Consider the following 16,438-nt stretch of genomic DNA (forward strand, 5'->3'; position numbering starts at 1 on the left):
GCTATCGTCCTGATCGTCAGTAATGAAAGGAAGTGGCAAGAGATCAGCCCGCGAGCTCGCTCGCCGGCAGCAGCAGATGGCCGGCGCCCACGAACGCGACATCGCCGCTGACACGCACCGACAGGCTGGCGCCGCCGCTGACCAACACATGCAGCTCGCTGGGCCGGCCGAGGAAGCGGCCCTGGTGCAGCGCCACACGCCGGCCGATCGGGATGCGGCCATGGCGGGCGAGGTACGCCGCCGCAGGCCCTGCGGCGCTGCCGGTGGCGATGTCCTCCACCCGGCCGTCGTTGTCCCAGGTGCGGCCTTCCAGCGTGTCCACGTCGATGGCATACGCAAACTTCGCGCCCCAGGGCGCGAGCAGCGACTCGAGCTGCGGATGGACGATGCGCGTGCGGTCCAGGCCGGCACGCAGCGGCACGATAAGGTAGGGCAGCCCGGTGGACACCACCTGCAGCGGCAGACCGGGGGCGACGTCGTCGGCCTGCAGGTTCAGCGCGCCCAGCAGCTCGCCCTGAGCCGCCTGGCCGATGGTGGAGACGAACTCCGCCTCGCCCTGGTCCATTTCCGCCGAGTAGGCGCTGCCGTTGCGGCGGCTGGTGACGGTGACCTGCTTGGCCGGCAACTGCAGCTCCAGCTCCAGCGTGGCCTGCCCCGGCGCATGCTGTTCATGCAGCACACAGGCCGCGCCGATCACGGGGTGGCCGGCAAAACCCAGCTCCTCTTCCATGGTGAACATGCGGGCGCGCCAGCGCTGGGGCTGCTCGGTGGGCCAGAGGAAGATCGACTCGAACTGGCGCATCTCCTGCGTGATGCGCTGGAGCAACGCGGTGGGCACCGGCTGCGTGAGCTGGAAGGCGGTGAGGCCGTTGCCGCGCAGCGGTTGCGCGGCAAAGACATCGACGTGGCGGTAGTCGAAGCGGAGGGTGCTGTTCATGGGTCGCTGACTGTATGCCGGCCGGTCGGGCGCAGGCTTGCCGATTTCGCAGCGACTGATGCCGGGTGCGCATCGGGCGCCTCACGGGCGGGCCAGCTCGCGCGCAATCGCCTGCTCGATCGCCGCCTCGTCGCCCTCCCCGAAGTGGCGCAGCACGATGCGGCCCTGCCGGTCGATGAGGTACTGCGCCGGCCAGTAGCGGTTGGCCCAGGCGTTCCAGGTGCGGTAGCCGTTGTCCTGCGCCACCGGATAGCGGATGCCGTGGCGGTTGATGGCCGCCTGCAGGTTGGCCGCCGACCGCTCGAAGCCGAACTCCGGCGTGTGCACGCCCACCACCACCAGCCCCTGCTCGCCATACCGTTCATGCCACTCCTTGAGCGCCGGCAAGGTGCGCACGCAGTTGACGCAGCCGAAGGTCCAGAAGTCCACCAGCACCACCTTGCCGCGCAGCCCGGCCACGGTGAGCGGGGCGGAATTGAACCAGGCGGCTATGCCCTCGAACTCGGGGGCCACGGTGGGCGCCGCAGCGGCACGCGGGGCGCTCGCTTCGGCGGGCGTGGAGGCCAGGTCCGCGAGCCAGGCGGCGGCGGAGACGTCGGCGCCCGTCTGCATCGCCAGCGCCGTGCCGATCACCAGCACGCCGAAACCCTGGCGCAGCCGCGTGGCATGGCGCGTCAGGCGCCGCACCGAGTTGCCGGCCCATTGGCCGCCGTAGGCGATCAGCAGCATCGGCACACCCGCGCCCAGCGCATAGGCCAGCAGCAGCACGGCGGCGCGGGTGGTGTCCTGCTCGCCAGCCACCAGCGCCAGGATGGACGCCAGCACCGGCCCGGCGCAAGGTGTCCACAAGGCACCCAAGCTCAGCCCCAGCAGGAAACCGCCCGCCCGGCCGCTGCCGCTGCGCCGGCCGAAGCGGGCGGCCAGGTCCGCCACGCGGCCGAACGGCGCCATCACCCGGTCCAGCAGCGTGGGCCAGGCGAGCAGGGTGCCGAACAACAGCAACGCCAAGATGGCCAGCTGGCGCACCGTGTCCTGCGACAAGCCCGCCGCACGCGCCGAGGCACCAAACGCCAGCCCCGCGGCCGAAAACGACAGCACGAAACCGAGCACGATGAACAGCGGCCGCGCCCGGCCGCCGTGGCCCACGGTGCCGCCCAGCAGCAACGGCAGCATGGGCAGGATGCAGGGGCTGGCCACGGTGGCCATGCCGGCGCCGCCGGCAAGCAGAAGTTGCAGCATGGCAGGCCCTTTCAGCGTGGCGCGTCGGCCGCGAAGGCCGCGCGCTGCCACAGCTGCGTCTTGCCGAACGCCGGCAGGCCGACGTAGGCCCTCAGCACCATCGCGCCGTTGGCGTCCAGCGACATCAACCCGCTGTAGGTCTTGCCGTTCTCGCGGTTGTAGATCTCGCCGCGCCAGGTGCCGGCCTCGCCTTCTTCGGCGGTGAAGTTCTTCAGCAGGGTCATGCCGAGCGCAGGCCGCGTGTCCGCCGGCTGCATCGCCTCGCCAGGCCGGCTCATGGAGTGGTTGGCAATCACCTTGGTGACCACGCCGCAGAGGGCCGCACCGCAGGGCGCGACCTCCACTTCGAGGTTGCCGCTGGCGGTGATCCAGCGGCCGCGCGGGTCGGCAGACGGTGCTTGCGCGAAGGCGGCCAGGGACGCCAGGCCCAGGGCGGCCGCGCACAGCGATGATCGGGTGGACATGAAGGAGCTCCTCGTCGGTGAAGGGAGCCTCCATTGCAGCGGCGTTGCGTATCGGGCGTTTGTCGGCGATGGGCGCGGCTGCAAGCGAGCGTGTCGCGGCCGCCGCCATACAAACTGCGATACAAACCCGCGATCGTCCGGCGCGCGTTCGCGCTTAAGGTGCCGCCATGGAATCGCCCGACCACCTGCTGCTCGTCGACGACGACCGCGAGCTGCTCGCGCTGCTGCGCGACTACCTGGAAGCGGCCGGCCTGCGCGTGAGCACCGCCCGCCATGGACGCGAGATGCGCGCGGTGCTGGCCAGTGCCCGCATCGACCTGATCGTGCTGGACCTGATGCTGCCGGACGAAGACGGCCTGGCGCTGTGCCGCGAGCTGCGCACACGCGAGGCCGCGCCCATCCCCGTGCTGATGCTCACCGCGCGCGCCGACGAAGCCGACCGCATCCTCGGCCTGGAGATGGGCGCGGACGACTACCTCACCAAACCCTTTGCCGCACGGGAGCTGCTGGCGCGCATCCGTGCGGTGCTGCGGCGCACCCGCATGCTGCCACCCAACCTGCAGCCGGTGCGGCAGGCACGCGAGCTGTGTTTTGGCGACTGGCGGTTGGACACCACCGCGCGCCACCTCGTCGACGCACAAGGCACGCTGGTGTCGCTGACCGGCGGCGAATACCGGCTGCTGCGCGTGCTGATGGACCACGCCCAGCGCGTGCTCACGCGCGACCAGCTGCTCAACCTCACGCAGGGCCGTGACGCGGACCCCTTCGACCGCTCCATCGACCTGCTGGTGAGCCGCCTGCGCCAACGCCTGCGCGATGCCGCCAGCGAGCCGCGCTACATCAAGACGGTGCGCAGCGAGGGCTATGTGTTCTGCGCGGAGGTCACCCCCGGGGCCTCGGCATGAGGGGCGTGCCGCGCTCGCTGTTTGCCCGCATCGCCGCCATCCTGGCGCTCGGGCTGCTGCTGGCCTATGCCCTGGCGCTGTGGTCGGTGCTGCGCGAACGTGGCGAGCTGTCGCGCTCGATGATGCTGGGTTACCTCGGGCGCGACGTGGCTGCGTCCGTGGCGATGCTGGACCGCCTGCCGCGCGATGAACGTGCGGCCTGGCTGCCCCGGCTGGCACGCGCCAACTACCGCTACGCGCTGACGCCGGCGCCCGCCGGGCCGGCGGCGGATTCGGCGCTGGTGAAGGAGATCGCCGATGCGCTTGGCGCCGAGCTGGGCCCTGGTCGGCTGCTCCGCGTGGCGCAGGCCGACGGCCAGCTGGCATTCGACCTGCGGCTGGCCGACGGCTCGCCGCTGGCGCTGACGCTGCAGCCACCGCGGCTGATGGTGTCGGCCACCACCGCCGGTCTGCTGTTGCTGCAACTCGCCTTGCTGGGCGCCTGCATCGCCTGGGCGGTGCGGCAGACCACGCAGCCGCTGGCGCAGCTGGCCCACGCCGCCGACGCACTGGGGCGCAACCCCGAGGCCCCACCGCTGGCCGAACACGGGCCCACCGAAGCGCGCCGCGCCGCTGCGGCCTTCAACACCATGCAGCGCCGCATCGCCAGCCACCTGGCCGAACGCCTGCAGATCCTGGCCGCGGTGTCGCATGACCTTCAGACGCCGATCACCCGCCTGCGCATGCGCACCGAAACGATGGCCGACACCGCCCTGCGGGGCAAGCTGCAGGCCGACCTCGCGGAGATGCAGGCGCTGGTGGAAGAAGGCCTGGCCTATGCCCGCTCGGCCCATGCCGCGGCCGAACCGGCGCAGCCCGTGGACCTGCATGCGCTGCTCGACAGCCTGGTGTGCGACTACACCGACGCAGGCCGTGAAGTGCTGCTTTCCGGAGCGCACCCGAGGCCGCTGACCACTCGCCCGCAGGCATTGCGCCGCGTGGTGGGCAACCTGGTCGACAACGCGCTCAAGTTCGCCGGTGCGGCGGAGCTGATCGTGCGCAGCGACGCCCGATCGGTGCACATCAGCGTCTGCGACCGCGGGCCCGGCATTGCACCGGATCAGCTGGCCGCCGTGCTGCAGCCTTTCTATCGGATCGAAGCGTCCCGCAACCGCGACACCGGCGGCGCCGGCCTCGGCCTGGCCATCGCCAGCCAGCTCACGCAAGCCCTGGGTGGCCGCCTGCACCTGCTGGCGCGCGCGGGCGGCGGGCTGGAAGCGCGCCTGAGCCTGCCGGCTCAGTAGAAGGACTTCTCACCCGGTGGCCGCGTCTTGAAGCGCTTGTGCACCCAGAGGTACTGCGCCGGGTTCCTGAGGATCTCACTCTCGATCCAGCGGTTCATGCGCAAGGTGTCGGCTTCGGCGTCCTCTGTGGGGAAGTCGTCCCACGGCGGCAGGTAGCGCACCTTGTAGCCCTGGCCGCCGGGCAGCACTTCCGTCACCACCGGCTGCACCACCATGTGGAGGCTCTTCGCCAGGCGCGAGGGTGCCAGCAAGGTGGCGGCGGGCACACCGAAAAAGGGCACGAAGGCCGCGTCGCGCGCACCGAAGTCCATGTCCGGCAGGTTGAGGAACACCATGCCGCGCTTGATCGCCTTCACCAGCGGCAGCGCATTGTGGTGGCGCGGCAGCAAGTCGCCATTGTTCCAGCGCAGGCGGCCGGCCTTGAGCGCGGCGTCGAACACCGCGTTGCTCTGCGTCTGGTACATCGACACCACACGCCGGGGCTGCAGCGCGCTGGCGGTGCCCGCGATCTCCAGCCCCACGAAGTGCGGCACCAGCCACATCACCGGCCGGTCGGTGGCGGCGGCAAAGCCGATGTCGCCCTCGACATGGATCAGGCGCTTCAGGCGCTCGGCCGAGCCATACCAGAGCAGGCCGCGTTCGAGGATGCTGCGGCTCACCCACTCGAAGTTCTGCCGCACCAGGGCCTCGCGCTCGGCGGGCGGCATGTCGGGGAAACACAGCTCGAGGTTGCGCTGCGCGATGCGCCGGCGGCTGCCGGCCGCGGCGTAGAGCAGGCGGCCCACGGCGCGGCCGATGGCCGCCTGCATGCCGAGGGGAAGCCAGTGGAACAGCCAGAGGAAGGCCAGCGCGGCCCGTGCACCCAACACACTCATGAAGGCTTAAGCTCCCGGCGTGGCGCCTTGTAGCGGTGGTAGCCCCAGAGGTACTGTTCGGGGCGTTCGGCAATCAGCTGCTCCATCGCCCGGTTGACGGTGGTGGCGCAATCCAGCTGCAAGGCCTCGTCGCTGGCGGCCGCGGTGGGCAGCGCAGGCGCAGGCCGCACATGCAGGTGGTAGCCGGCGCCGCGTGGCAGGCGCTCGCACCACATCAGCACCATCGCAGCACCGCTTTGTTGCACCAGGCGGGCCGCCAGGGTCATGGTGTAGGCGGGCTTGCCGTAGAACGGCGCCCACACGCCCAGGCCCTCGGGCGGTACCTGGTCGGGCAGCAGGCCCACGGTTTCGCCCTTTCGCAGCGCGCGCAGCATCTGGCGCACGCCGGACAGCGCGGCCGGCGCGGTGTGCAGGCCGGGCCGGGCGCGGGCAGTCTCCTCCAGCTCGCGCAGCCAGGCCTTGCGCGCGGGGCGATAAAGCGCGGTCATCGGCTGCTGGGCACCGTAGCGGTGGGCATAGGCCTGGGCGCAGACCTCAAAACACCCCAGATGGGGGGTCAGCAGCAACAGGCCCTTGCCTTGGGCCAGCGCCTGGTCGATCAGCTCGGCGCCATCCCAGGTGATCCAGTCGGCGATGGAGCGCCCAGGTGGATGCAGCCAGACCCACGGCACCTCGGCCACCATGCGCCCCGCTTCTCCTATGGCGCGGCGGCGCTGCGCGGGTGTCAGCCCGGCCAGCGCGGCGTTGTCGTTCAGGCGTTGCCGGTAGCCCGCGGACAGGCCATAAGCCAGCCAGCCGAGCAGGGCGCCAAGAGCGTGAAGGAGTCGCAAAGGCCAGCGCGCCAGCCAGTGCATTAGGGGCAGCATCGGAAAGTGTTATTTCTATAATGCGCGCATCGCCGAGTTAACCGAACAACTTGCGGGGCGATTCAAAAATGCCGCTAAAGCGTTCGCCGCTTTTCCGAACCAGGACTCCGGCGACGCCTCAGTGCAACGACCTAGGAGTTTAAGAAAGTGGCGAACGACTTCCTCTTCACATCCGAATCCGTCTCCGAGGGCCACCCCGACAAGGTGGCCGACCAGATCTCGGACGCGATTCTCGACGCGATCTTCGAACAGGACCCGCGCTCCCGCGTGGCGGCCGAAACGCTGTGCAACACCGGCCTGGTGGTGCTGGCCGGCGAGATCACCACCAACGCGCACGTGGACTACATCCAGGTCGCGCGCGACACCATCAAGCGCATCGGCTACGACAACACCGAGTACGGCATCGACTACAAGGGCTGCGCGGTGCTGGTGGCCTATGACAAGCAGAGCAACGACATCGCCCAGGGCGTGGACCACGCCAGCGACGACCACCTGAACACCGGCGCCGGTGACCAGGGCCTGATGTTCGGTTACGCCTGCGACGAGACGCCCGAGCTGATGCCCGCGCCGATCTACTACGCGCACCGCCTGGTCGAGCGCCAGGCCCAGCTGCGCAAGGACGGCCGCCTGCCCTTCCTGCGCCCGGACGCCAAGAGCCAGGTGACCATGCGCTATGTGGACGGCAAGCCGCACAGCATCGACACCGTGGTGCTGTCCAGCCAGCACAGCCCGGAGATGAGCGACGGCGCCAAGATGAAGCCGGCCTTCATCGAGGCGGTGATCGAGGAGATCATCAAGCCGGTGCTGCCCAAGGAATGGCTGAAGGACACCAAGTACCTGATCAACCCGACCGGCCGCTTCGTCATCGGCGGCCCGCAGGGTGACTGCGGCCTCACCGGCCGCAAGATCATCGTCGACACCTACGGCGGGGCCTGCCCGCACGGCGGGGGCGCGTTCTCCGGCAAGGATCCGACGAAGGTGGACCGCTCGGCCGCCTACGCCGCCCGCTACGTGGCCAAGAACATCGTGGCCGCCGGCCTGGCGCGCCAGTGCCAGATCCAGGTGGCTTATGCCATCGGCGTGGCGCGCCCGATGAACGTGACCGTGTACACCGAAGGCACCGGCGTGGTGTCGGACGAGAAGCTGTCGCAGCTGGTGCAGGAGTATTTCGACCTGCGGCCCAAGGGCATCATCCAGATGCTGGACCTGCTGCGCCCGATCTACCAGAAGACCGCCGCGTATGGCCACTTCGGGCGCGAGGAGCCGGAGTTCAGCTGGGAGCGCACGGACAAAGCAGCCGCACTGCGCGCAGCCGCGGGCAAGTAAAGTCCACCCCACCGAATTCAAAGGCGGCTTCGGCCGCCTTTTTCATGGGTGCCCGCGCCACATGCCCAGCCCGATCACGCTTGACGACCTGCGCCGCTACGCCGTCGCCCGCTCCCTCTTCAAGCCCACCACCCTCGGCCGCGCGATCGAGAAGCTCGGTTTCGTGCAGGCCGACCCGATCCGCGCCCCTGCCCGCGCGCAGGACCTCACCCTGCGCCACCGGGTGCGCGACTACCGCGCCGGCGACCTGGAGCGCCGCTACGCCAGGCTGCCGATCGAGGAGGACTTCCTCGTCAACTACGGCTTCCTGCCGCGCGCCACGCTGGCCCTGATGCACCCCCGCACAGCCAAGCGCGCCTGGGATGCCGCCACGCGCCGCCGCGCGCAGAACGTGCTGGCCTTCATCCGCGAGCACGGCCCCTGCCATCCGCGCGATGTGCAGGCCGCCTTCGACCACGGCCGCACCACCAACTACTGGGGCGGCGAATCGAACGCCACCACCCACCTGCTGGACGGCATGCACTACCGCGGCATGCTGCGCGTGGTACGGCGCGAGGCCGGCGTGCGGGTCTACGAGGCGGTGGAGCATGCGGGCGACGAACGATCGCCATCGCAGAAGGCCGAGGCACTGCTGAAGCTGGTGGTGCAGAAGTACGCGCCGCTGCCGTCGCGCAGCCTGGGCCAGCTCACCTACCACCTGGGCGGTGGTGCGCCCCAGCTGCTGCCCGAGCTCAAGCGCATGCTGGCCCATGCACGCGAGACCTGGCCCAGCGCCGAGGTGGAGGGCACACGCTGGTATTGGCCCGAAGGCGAGAACCCGCGCTCAATGCGCCATGCCCCCGATGACGCAGTGCGCCTGCTGGCGCCCTTCGACCCGATCGTGTGGGACCGCCTGCGCTTCGAACTGCTGTGGCAGTGGGTCTACCGCTTCGAGGCCTATACGCCGGCGCCCAGGCGCCAGCGCGGCTACTACGCGCTGCCGCTGCTGTGGCATGACCGCGTGATCGGCTGGGCGAACGTGACGGTGCGCGACGGTGAAGTGAATGCGCAGACCGGTTATGTGGCCGGCAAGGCGCCGCGCGATGCGGCCTTCCGGCGCGGCCTGGACGACGAGCTGCAGCGCATGGCCCAGTTCCTCGGCCTGGAACCCTGACTGCGAAAGGCCGTCTACAAGGCGGCCGGCGAGGTGGACAGGGGGGCGAAGTCGGTGCGCGCGCGCGGCAGCTTGGGTTCGTTGGCGGCCAGCGGCGCGCCGGCATGGTCGAGCTGGGTGGCGGGGGCCGGGCGGCCGAGCAGGAAGCCCTGCAGCTCGTCGCAGCCATGCGCCTGCAGGCTGCGCAGCTGGGCCGGCGTTTCCACGCCCTCGGCATTGACGCGGATGTTCAGCGAATGCGCGAGCGACACGATGGAGCGCACGATCAGCGCGACCTTGGGGTCGCTGTCCAGGTGCTGGGTGAAGGCGCGGTCGATCTTCACCTTGTCGAACGGAAAGCGCCACAGGTAGGCCAGGCTGGAATAACCGGTGCCGAAGTCGTCCATCACGATGCGCACGCCCATGGCGGTGAGCCGGTGCAATGTCTTCACCACCTGTTCGGTGTTGCCCATCAGCAGCGATTCGGTGATCTCCAGCTCCAGCCGGCTGGCCGGCAGGCCCGCCGCCTCCAGGCTGGCCGCCACCATGCGCACCAGCTCGTCGCCCTGGCGGAACTGCGCCGCTGACAGGTTGACCGACAGGCTCAGTGATTCCGGCCAGCCGGAGGCCACGTCGCAGGCCCGCGCCAGCACCCACACGCCCAGGTCCTCGATCAGGCCGCACTCCTCGGCGATCGGGATGAACTGCGACGGCGGAATCGCGCCGCGTTGCGGGTGGCTCCAGCGCACCAGCGCCTCGTAGCCCTGCAAGGTGCAGCCGTCGCGCTCATACAGTGGCTGGAAGTTCAGGTGCAGCTGGTCGGCGTACAGCGCCTGGCGCAGGTCGCGCGCGATCGCACGGCGGGCCTGCAGCTGCTCATCCATGGTGGCGTCATAGAAGCTGAAACCGCCGCGGTGATGCGACTTGGCGCGCAGCAGCGCCTGCTCGGCCTTGTGCAGCAGCTCGGCGCTGTCGAGCCCGTCGTTGCCGTACACCGCCGCGCCCACGCTCACGCCGGCCTGCAACGCCTGGCCCGCCACCTGGTGCGCTTCGGCCAGCGCGGCGGCCAGGCGCTGGCCCAGCACGCTCACTTCGTCGGGGCTGCGCACCCCGGCCTGCAGCACGGCGAACTGGTCGCCCGCCAGGCGGGCCACGAGGTCCAGCTCGCGCACCGTCTCGCGCAGCCGCTCCGCCGTGGCGCGCAGCACCGTATCCCCGGCGGCATGGCCGAAGGCGTCGTTGATGTCCTTGAAGCCGTCCACGTCCAGGCACAGCACCGCGAAGCCGGCGCCGCCTTCCTGCGCGCGTTTTTGCGCGCGCTGCAGCGCCTCGTGGAAGCTCGCGCGATTGAGCGCGCCGGTCAGCATGTCGTGCCGCGCCAGGTAGCGCAGCTGCTCGTCGGCCCGCCGTTGCGTGCGCAGTCGTTGCCACCATTGCCAGGCGCCGGCCGCCACCAGGGTGAGCAGCACCAGGGCCACCGCCAGCGCCACCTGGCGGAACGCCTTGGCGATGCGGCGCTCGCGGGCGGTCTGGTCCACGTAAACCTCCACCACGCCCAGCACCTGCCCGCCGCGCAGCACCGGCACATAGGCTTCGCTGTAGACCGCGGGGCGGTCGCTGCGCTCTTCCCGCTTGAGCTCGATCAGGTTGCCGCCACCCAGCACCACGGCGCGGACGCTGCTGTTCTGCTCGCCGGGCTCGGCACCCAGCGGCTCGCCGGTGGCGCCGGACGGCTGCTGCGTGCGATCCATCTCATCCGACACCAGCAGCGTGGCGCCATTCGGGTCGTAGAGCTTGAAGCGGAACACTTCGCCCGCCTGGCGCAGGCGGCGCAGCTGGCGCAGCGCCTCCAGCGTGAAGCCGCGGCCGGCAAACGCCTGCTCGAGGTCGGGCACGGTGTCGCGCGCGAAGGCCGCCCAGTTCAAGGCGACATGCTCGGCGTCCGCTTCCAGCTGCGCGCGCGCGGCCAGTTGCATGGCCGCCGCCATGCCCAGCAGCGCTGCGACGGCAGCCAGCAGCCACAGGGCGACGCTGCGCGCGCCCTTGGCCAACGGAAGGGAAAGCTTCATGTGTTTTCTTGGCGGTTTCTGCAACCGCTTCTCCCGGAGCTTCGCCGCTTATCGACCGATCGCCAAGCCGGCTTGAGCCCTGCCGCGGCGACCGGTGTGCGGAATCACCGCCCCGCGATCAGGCGTTGCGCCACTTCCGCAAAACCGGCACCGCGTTCTGCCTGCGCCAGGTAGGCCGGCCAGGTGTGCAGCTGGGGCGCGAAGGCCATGAGGTTGGCCACGCCCACGCTGAGCGGAAAGTGGGCAAACATCTGCTGGTCGTTGGTGGAATCGCCCACGTACACCCAGTGCGGCGTCTCTGCGGCCAGCGTGCGGCCGAACAGGCGCTGCAACATCCACTCGGCGCCGCTGAGCTTGGTGTGCTGGCCGTACCAGCCGTTGATGTGGATGGAGCTCACGGTCGCCTGCATGCCTTCGCTGCGCATCAGTGCCACCACCTGCGCAATGCGGGCATCGTCCAGGCGGGCGAACTCGCTGTGGTCCACCGCGATGTCGGTCACGCGGCCGGCGCTGTCCTGCGCCAGCTGCGCGCCCGGCACCTCGTGCTGGATGCGCTGGGCCACCGCCTGCAGGCGCAGGGCGTTGGCCTGTCGCGTCGCGGCATCCTGGGCGTACTCGATGCACAGTCGCCCTTGTTCGCGGAACAGCGCCACCGCGCCGTTCTCCGCCACGATGGCCGTCACCGGCCAGTCACGTGCAAAAGGCTCGCTCCAGCCCATGGGCCGCCCGGTGATGGCGATCACCGGGATGCCGGCCGCCTGCAGGTGTTGCAGCGCCTGCAGCGCCTCGGGCGTGATCGCCCCTTCGCTCGTGAGGGTGTCGTCGATGTCGGTGAACACGCCGCGCACCGCGGCGGCTGCGGCGGCGGACAGTTCGGCCAGCGGCCGGGGCATCGTGGAGGGCATGGGCGGCAAGTCTTGCACAGCGTTGCGCCCCGTTGGGGGCCGCTCTTGGCTACAATGCACGCCTTCCGAGGAGCGTTGCAAGGCACATCCATCGTGCCCCAGGCTCGGAACTTCATTGCAACGGCGCTCACCCGCACGGTTTCATCGTGGGTGAGTTGGAACACCTCCCTGTCGGTGCCGCGCGGGTCCTCATTTCTGGAGACCTCGATGAACGCCGTACTGAAGCCCACCAACGATTACGTCATTGCCGACCTGTCGCTCGCCGACTGGGGCCGCAAGGAAATCCGCATCGCCGAGACCGAGATGCCCGGCCTGATGGCCATCCGCTCCGAATTCGCCAAGAGCCAGCCGCTGAAGGGCGCACGCATCACCGGCTCGCTGCACATGACCATCCAGACCGCGGTGCTGATCGAGACGCTGCAGGCGCTGGGCGCACAGGTGCGCTGGGCCTCGTGCAACATCTTCTCGACGCAAGACCATGCCGCTGCCGCGATCGCCGCTGGCGGCACGCCGGTGTTCGCCGTCAAGGGTGAAACGCTGGCCGACTACTGGGACTACACCCACCGCATCTTCGACTTCGGCCCCAAGGGCTCGGACGCCGAAGGCCCCAACATGATCCTGGACGACGGCGGTGATGCCACGCTGCTGATGCACCTGGGCCAGAAGGCCGAGAAGGACCAGTCGCTGATCAGCGACCCCAAGAGCGAGGAAGAGCGCTGCCTCTTCGCCAGCATCAAGGCCAAACTCGCTGAAGATCCGACCTGGTACACCCGCAAGGCGGCCAAGATCATCGGCGTGACCGAAGAGACGACCACCGGCGTGCACCGCCTGAACGAGATGAGCGCCAAGGGCACCTTGCTGTTCCGCGCCATCAACGTGAACGACTCGGTCACCAAGAGCAAGTTCGACAACCTCTACGGCTGCCGCGAGAGCCTGGTGGACGGCATCAAGCGCGCCACCGACGTGATGATCGCCGGCAAGGTGGCTTGCGTGGCCGGTTACGGCGACGTGGGCAAGGGCTCGGCCCAGGCCCTGCGCGCGCTGAGCGCCCAGGTGTGGGTGACCGAGATCGACCCGATCAACGCGCTGCAGGCCGCGATGGAAGGCTACCGCGTGGTGACCATGGAGTACGCCGCCGACAAGGCCGACATCTTCGTGACGACCACCGGCAACAAGGACGTCATCACGCATGACCACATGGCGAAGATGAAGGACCAGGCCATCGTCTGCAACATCGGCCACTTCGACAACGAGATCGACGTCGCCTCGCTCGAGAAGTACGAGTGGGACGAGATCAAGCCGCAGGTCGACCATGTGATCTTCCCGGACGGCAAGCGCATCATCCTGCTGGCCAAGGGCCGGCTGGTGAACCTGGGCTGTGGCACCGGCCACCCGAGCTATGTGATGAGTTCCTCCTTCGCCAACCAGACGCTGGCGCAGATCGAGCTGTTCACCAAGCCCGACGCGTACGAAGCCGGCAAGGTGTACGTGCTGCCCAAGCACCTCGATGAAAAGGTCGCCCGCCTGCAGCTGAGCAAGCTGGGCGCGGAGCTCACCGTGCTGACGGACGAGCAGGCCGCCTACATCGGCGTGAAGAAGGAAGGCCCGTACAAGCCCGATACCTACCGGTATTAAAGACCACCCCGGAGCGGCCTACGGCCGCCTCCCCTCAAGGGGCGACACCAGCGGCCCGGCGGAGCCGGATCCGCGGTGTCCGCTGGAGGTCCTTTGTTCGCGAGGGATGCGTGACGCGGATTGACCACCTTCTCGTGCAGCGAGGCCTTGCGCCCACCCGCTCCGCCGCACAACGGCTGATCGAGCGTGGCGCGGTGCGGTGGCTTGGCCCCAAAGGCTGGGCCGCCCCCCGCAAGGCGGGCGACGAGTTGCCCGATGGCTGCGAGCTGCAGATCACCGACGATGCCGAGCTGCGCTGGGCCTCGCGCGGCGGGCTGAAACTCGAGGGCGCGCTGGCGCACACCGGCATCGCGGTCGACGGGCGGCTGTGCCTGGACGTGGGGCAGAGCACCGGCGGTTTCACCGATGTGCTGCTCGCCCGCGGCGCGCGCCATGTGGTGGGTGTCGACGTGGGCCATGGCCAGCTGGTGCAGCGCTTGCGCACCGACCCGCGCGTCACCGTGCTGGAGGGCGTGAACGCTCGCCAGCTGCAGGCGGCGCAGCTGCCTTTCCCGCAGTACGACGTGATCGTCGGCGACCTGTCCTTCATCTCGCTCACGCTGGTACTGCCTGCCCTCGCGCCGCTGCTCGCTGGTGACCTGCTGTTGCTGGTGAAACCGCAGTTCGAGCTGCAGCCGGCCGACATCGGCAAGGGCGGGTTGGTGAAGGACGCCGCCAGCCACACCGTGGTCGAAAACCGCATCCGCGAGGCTTGCGCCGCGCAGCACCTGGCCGTGCGCGGCTGGTTCACCAGCCCGGTGACCGGCGGCGACGGCAACACCGAATTTTTTGTGTGGGCTCAGCCTGCACGCGATGGAGATCCAACATGAACAAGCCGCTGCCTGTCAGCCTGGAGTTCTTTCCGCCGAAGACGCCCGATGGCGTGGCCAAGCTGGCGGCCGCCCGCCAGGCGCTGTATGTGATGCGCCCGCAGTTCTGCTCGGTGACCTACGGCGCCGGTGGCTCCACCCAGGACGGCACCTTGCAGGCGGTGCAGGCCATCCTGGCCGAGGGCGTGGAAGCGGCGCCGCACTTCTCCTGCATCGGCGCCAGCCGGGCCTCGGTGCGCGACAAGCTCGCCGCCTTCAAGGCCGCCGGCATCCGCCGCGTGGTGGCACTGCGCGGTGACCTGCCCAGCGGTTACGGCGATGCCGCGTCCAGCGAGTTCCGCTATGCCAGCGACCTGGTGGCCTTCATTCGCACGGAGACGGGCGGTGATTTCCACATCGAGGTGGCGGCCTACCCGGAAACCCATCCGCAGGCCAAGTCGCCGGAAGCCGACCTCAAGGCCTTCGTCGCCAAGGCGCAGGCCGGCGCCAGCTCCGCGCTGACCCAGTTCTTCTTCAACCCCGACGCCTACTTCCGCTTTGTCGACGAAGCGCGGGCGCACGGGGTGGAGCTGCCGATCGTGCCGGGCATCATGCCGATCACCAACTCGAGCGGCCTGCTGCGTTTTGCCGACAACTGCGGCGCCGAGATCCCGCGCTGGGTGCGGCTGCGGCTGCAGTCCTACGGCGACGACAGCGCGTCGATCAAGGCCTTCGGCCTGGACGTCGTGGCCGCGCTGTGCGAGCGCCTGCGCGCCGGCGGCGCGCCGGGTTTTCACTTCTACACGATGAACCAGGCGGGCGCGACGCTGGAGATCGCGCGCCGCCTGAAGCTGATGGCCTGAGGCCGCCCCAGGCAAAGCGGCGCCCCCTCGGGGGTGGCCGCGGCACTCCGCGGCCGGGCTGTCATTTCATCGGATGGGCGTGTAGCCGACCGGCACCCACGCGAAACCCTTGCCCTCGGCCCGCACATGGCCGAGGCCGGGGAACGAGATGTGGGCCGCCGCCAGCAAGGTGCGGTCCTTGGCTGCCTGCGAGAACAGCTTCTTGCGGGTACTGATGGCCAGCTTGTTGTCGGTGTCGAAGGCGATGGCCACATCCGGGTCGGCGAACTGCACCGCGCCCACGTGGATCACATCCCCCAGCACAATCAAACGCTGGCCCTTGGACTCGAACAGGTAGCTGCTGTGGCCCGGCGTGTGGCCGGGCGGCGTGTTGACCGCCAAGGCCTTCACGCCCGGTGCCACCTCGCTGTTGGGCGCAATGGTCTTCCAGCGCCCGGCCGCCTGGTAGGGCTCGGCGGCCTTCCTGGCCATGTCGAAGAAGCCCTGCATCTCCTTGGGCGCCTTGGCCTTCTGCGCCTCGTCCAGCCAGTAGGCGCTTTCCGGCGCGGTGGTGATCACCTGCGCGTTGGGGAACGCCGGCTTGCCATCGGCCGTGAGCACGCCGTTCACATGGTCGCCGTGCAGGTGGGTGATGAGCACCAGGTCCACCTGGGCGGCGTCGTAGCCCGCGGCCTTGAGGTTGTCCTGCAGCTTGCCGACGGTGGGGCCGAAGAGCCCGGCCGCGCCGGTGTCCACCAGGATCAGCTGCTGGCCGGTGTTCACCAGGAAGGCGTTCACCGAGGTGGGCACCTTGGGCCCGGGCTCGAAGGCGCGGGCCAGCCCGCGGTCGATCTCGCCCGGATGGGCAAACTTGAGCAGTTCCTTCGGGTCCAGGTCGATGTAGCCGTCGTACAGCGCGGTGACTTCGAAGTCACCCACCATGGTGCGGTACCAGCCGGGCGCCTGGGTCTTCTGCTGCGGGGCGCCCGCTTGGGCGGCACCCAGCGCCAGGGCCAGGCCCGCGGCCACCAGGGTGCGGCGAATGATCGAGATGGTCATGCAGTCCTCCGTGTGTTTGGAGGCGCGGACGTTAGCGGCAGCCGGCTGCCCCT

15 protein-coding genes and 1 riboswitch are annotated in these 16,438 nt (G+C 69.7%); of the genes, 7 read left to right on the forward strand and 8 right to left on the reverse strand.

Annotated elements, in window-relative coordinates:
• Nucleotides 1–43: 43 nt before the first annotated feature.
• The 3 genes from VPH43_RS14200 to VPH43_RS14210 all read right to left on the reverse strand — a co-directional run bounded on the left by VPH43_RS14200 (nt 44) and on the right by VPH43_RS14210 (nt 2,640).
• Nucleotides 44–937, reverse strand: coding sequence for a PhzF family phenazine biosynthesis protein (locus tag VPH43_RS14200; RefSeq protein ID WP_328578375.1), 894 nt, complete (start codon nt 935–937; stop codon nt 44–46).
• Between the two features lie 81 nt (nt 938–1,018).
• A complete protein-coding gene (locus VPH43_RS14205; RefSeq protein WP_328578376.1) occupies nt 1,019–2,176 on the reverse strand; it encodes a cytochrome c biogenesis protein DipZ in 1,158 nt (385 codons plus the stop codon).
• 11 nt (nt 2,177–2,187) lie between these two features.
• Nucleotides 2,188–2,640 carry a DUF2147 domain-containing protein gene (locus VPH43_RS14210; protein ID WP_328578377.1) on the reverse strand — a complete coding sequence of 151 codons (453 nt, stop codon included), beginning with the start codon at nt 2,638–2,640 and terminating at the stop codon, nt 2,188–2,190.
• 167 nt (nt 2,641–2,807) lie between these two features.
• Here VPH43_RS14210 and VPH43_RS14215 point away from each other — a divergent pair, with 167 nt between their 5' ends.
• Both VPH43_RS14215 and VPH43_RS14220 read left to right on the forward strand, forming a co-directional pair.
• Nucleotides 2,808–3,545, forward strand: coding sequence for a response regulator (locus VPH43_RS14215; protein WP_328578378.1), 738 nt, complete (start codon nt 2,808–2,810; stop codon nt 3,543–3,545).
• Nucleotides 3,542–4,828: an ATP-binding protein gene (locus VPH43_RS14220; protein ID WP_328578379.1), complete on the forward strand. Its 1,287-nt coding sequence runs from the start codon at nt 3,542–3,544 to the stop codon at nt 4,826–4,828. Before VPH43_RS14215 ends, VPH43_RS14220 begins: the two co-directional genes overlap by 4 nt.
• On the opposite strand, the gene VPH43_RS14225 is transcribed toward VPH43_RS14220, so the two are convergent.
• On the reverse strand, nt 4,822–5,703 hold the full coding sequence (locus VPH43_RS14225; RefSeq protein ID WP_328578380.1) for an LpxL/LpxP family acyltransferase: 882 nt from the start codon (nt 5,701–5,703) through the stop codon (nt 4,822–4,824). The two genes, VPH43_RS14220 and VPH43_RS14225, sit on opposite strands and share 7 nt — an antisense overlap.
• On the reverse strand, nt 5,700–6,569 hold the full coding sequence (locus tag VPH43_RS14230; RefSeq protein ID WP_328578381.1) for a lysophospholipid acyltransferase family protein: 870 nt from the start codon (nt 6,567–6,569) through the stop codon (nt 5,700–5,702). Before VPH43_RS14230 ends, VPH43_RS14225 begins: the two co-directional genes overlap by 4 nt.
• Nucleotides 6,570–6,716: 147 nt before the next feature.
• Between VPH43_RS14230 and metK the strand changes: the two genes are divergently transcribed.
• Both metK and VPH43_RS14240 read left to right on the forward strand, forming a co-directional pair.
• The gene (gene metK / locus VPH43_RS14235) at nt 6,717–7,895 is read left to right on the forward strand and encodes a methionine adenosyltransferase (protein ID WP_328578382.1); all 1,179 of its coding nucleotides are present in this window, start codon (nt 6,717–6,719) and stop codon (nt 7,893–7,895) included.
• 61 nt (nt 7,896–7,956) lie between these two features.
• Complete coding sequence (locus tag VPH43_RS14240) at nt 7,957–9,048, forward strand: DNA glycosylase AlkZ-like family protein (protein WP_328578383.1); 1,092 nt, start codon at nt 7,957–7,959, stop codon at nt 9,046–9,048.
• Between the two features lie 14 nt (nt 9,049–9,062).
• On the opposite strand, the gene VPH43_RS14245 is transcribed toward VPH43_RS14240, so the two are convergent.
• Both VPH43_RS14245 and VPH43_RS14250 read right to left on the reverse strand, forming a co-directional pair.
• A complete protein-coding gene (locus tag VPH43_RS14245; protein ID WP_328578384.1) occupies nt 9,063–11,096 on the reverse strand; it encodes a putative bifunctional diguanylate cyclase/phosphodiesterase in 2,034 nt (677 codons plus the stop codon).
• 104 nt (nt 11,097–11,200) lie between these two features.
• Nucleotides 11,201–12,001: an HAD family hydrolase gene (locus VPH43_RS14250; protein WP_328578385.1), complete on the reverse strand. Its 801-nt coding sequence runs from the start codon at nt 11,999–12,001 to the stop codon at nt 11,201–11,203.
• A 61-nt stretch (nt 12,002–12,062) separates the two neighbouring features.
• A riboswitch (S-adenosyl-L-homocysteine riboswitch) is annotated at nt 12,063–12,137 on the forward strand.
• Nucleotides 12,138–12,208: 71 nt separating this feature from the next.
• Here VPH43_RS14250 and ahcY point away from each other — a divergent pair.
• The 3 genes from ahcY to metF all read left to right on the forward strand — a co-directional run bounded on the left by ahcY (nt 12,209) and on the right by metF (nt 15,347).
• Nucleotides 12,209–13,636 (forward strand): adenosylhomocysteinase, encoded by a 1,428-nt coding sequence (ahcY, locus tag VPH43_RS14255; protein ID WP_328578386.1) that lies wholly within the window; start codon nt 12,209–12,211, stop codon nt 13,634–13,636.
• A 110-nt stretch (nt 13,637–13,746) separates the two neighbouring features.
• Nucleotides 13,747–14,505 (forward strand): TlyA family RNA methyltransferase, encoded by a 759-nt coding sequence (locus tag VPH43_RS14260; RefSeq protein ID WP_328578387.1) that lies wholly within the window; start codon nt 13,747–13,749, stop codon nt 14,503–14,505.
• A complete protein-coding gene (gene metF / locus VPH43_RS14265; RefSeq protein WP_328578388.1) occupies nt 14,502–15,347 on the forward strand; it encodes a methylenetetrahydrofolate reductase [NAD(P)H] in 846 nt (281 codons plus the stop codon). Before VPH43_RS14260 ends, metF begins: the two co-directional genes overlap by 4 nt.
• A gap of 66 nt (nt 15,348–15,413) precedes the next feature.
• Here the strand turns inward: metF and VPH43_RS14270 are convergent, their stop codons facing one another.
• A complete protein-coding gene (locus tag VPH43_RS14270) occupies nt 15,414–16,385 on the reverse strand; it encodes an MBL fold metallo-hydrolase (protein WP_328578389.1) in 972 nt (323 codons plus the stop codon).
• Between the last annotated feature and the right edge of the window lie 53 nt (nt 16,386–16,438).

It is taken from the genome of Ideonella sp. BN130291, assembly GCF_036231905.1.
Classification (GTDB): Bacteria; Pseudomonadota; Gammaproteobacteria; order Burkholderiales; family Burkholderiaceae_C; genus CAMLIZ01.

What these genes read in the sequence shown, in the direction of transcription:
- VPH43_RS14200 (WP_328578375.1), bottom strand. Translation starts at nt 937, where the DNA reads ATGAACAGCACCCTCCGCTTCGACTACCGCCACGTCGATGTCTTTGCC.
- VPH43_RS14205 (WP_328578376.1), bottom strand. Translation starts at nt 2,176, where the DNA reads ATGCTGCAACTTCTGCTTGCCGGCGGCGCCGGCATGGCCACCGTGGCC.
- VPH43_RS14210 (WP_328578377.1), bottom strand. Translation starts at nt 2,640, where the DNA reads ATGTCCACCCGATCATCGCTGTGCGCGGCCGCCCTGGGCCTGGCGTCC.
- VPH43_RS14215 (WP_328578378.1), top strand. Translation starts at nt 2,808, where the DNA reads ATGGAATCGCCCGACCACCTGCTGCTCGTCGACGACGACCGCGAGCTG.
- VPH43_RS14220 (WP_328578379.1), top strand. Translation starts at nt 3,542, where the DNA reads ATGAGGGGCGTGCCGCGCTCGCTGTTTGCCCGCATCGCCGCCATCCTG.
- VPH43_RS14225 (WP_328578380.1), bottom strand. Translation starts at nt 5,703, where the DNA reads ATGAGTGTGTTGGGTGCACGGGCCGCGCTGGCCTTCCTCTGGCTGTTC.
- VPH43_RS14230 (WP_328578381.1), bottom strand. Translation starts at nt 6,569, where the DNA reads ATGCTGCCCCTAATGCACTGGCTGGCGCGCTGGCCTTTGCGACTCCTT.
- VPH43_RS14240 (WP_328578383.1), top strand. Translation starts at nt 7,957, where the DNA reads ATGCCCAGCCCGATCACGCTTGACGACCTGCGCCGCTACGCCGTCGCC.
- VPH43_RS14245 (WP_328578384.1), bottom strand. Translation starts at nt 11,096, where the DNA reads ATGAAGCTTTCCCTTCCGTTGGCCAAGGGCGCGCGCAGCGTCGCCCTG.
- VPH43_RS14250 (WP_328578385.1), bottom strand. Translation starts at nt 12,001, where the DNA reads ATGCCCTCCACGATGCCCCGGCCGCTGGCCGAACTGTCCGCCGCCGCA.
- ahcY (WP_328578386.1), top strand. Translation starts at nt 12,209, where the DNA reads ATGAACGCCGTACTGAAGCCCACCAACGATTACGTCATTGCCGACCTG.
- metF (WP_328578388.1), top strand. Translation starts at nt 14,502, where the DNA reads ATGAACAAGCCGCTGCCTGTCAGCCTGGAGTTCTTTCCGCCGAAGACG.
- VPH43_RS14270 (WP_328578389.1), bottom strand. Translation starts at nt 16,385, where the DNA reads ATGACCATCTCGATCATTCGCCGCACCCTGGTGGCCGCGGGCCTGGCC.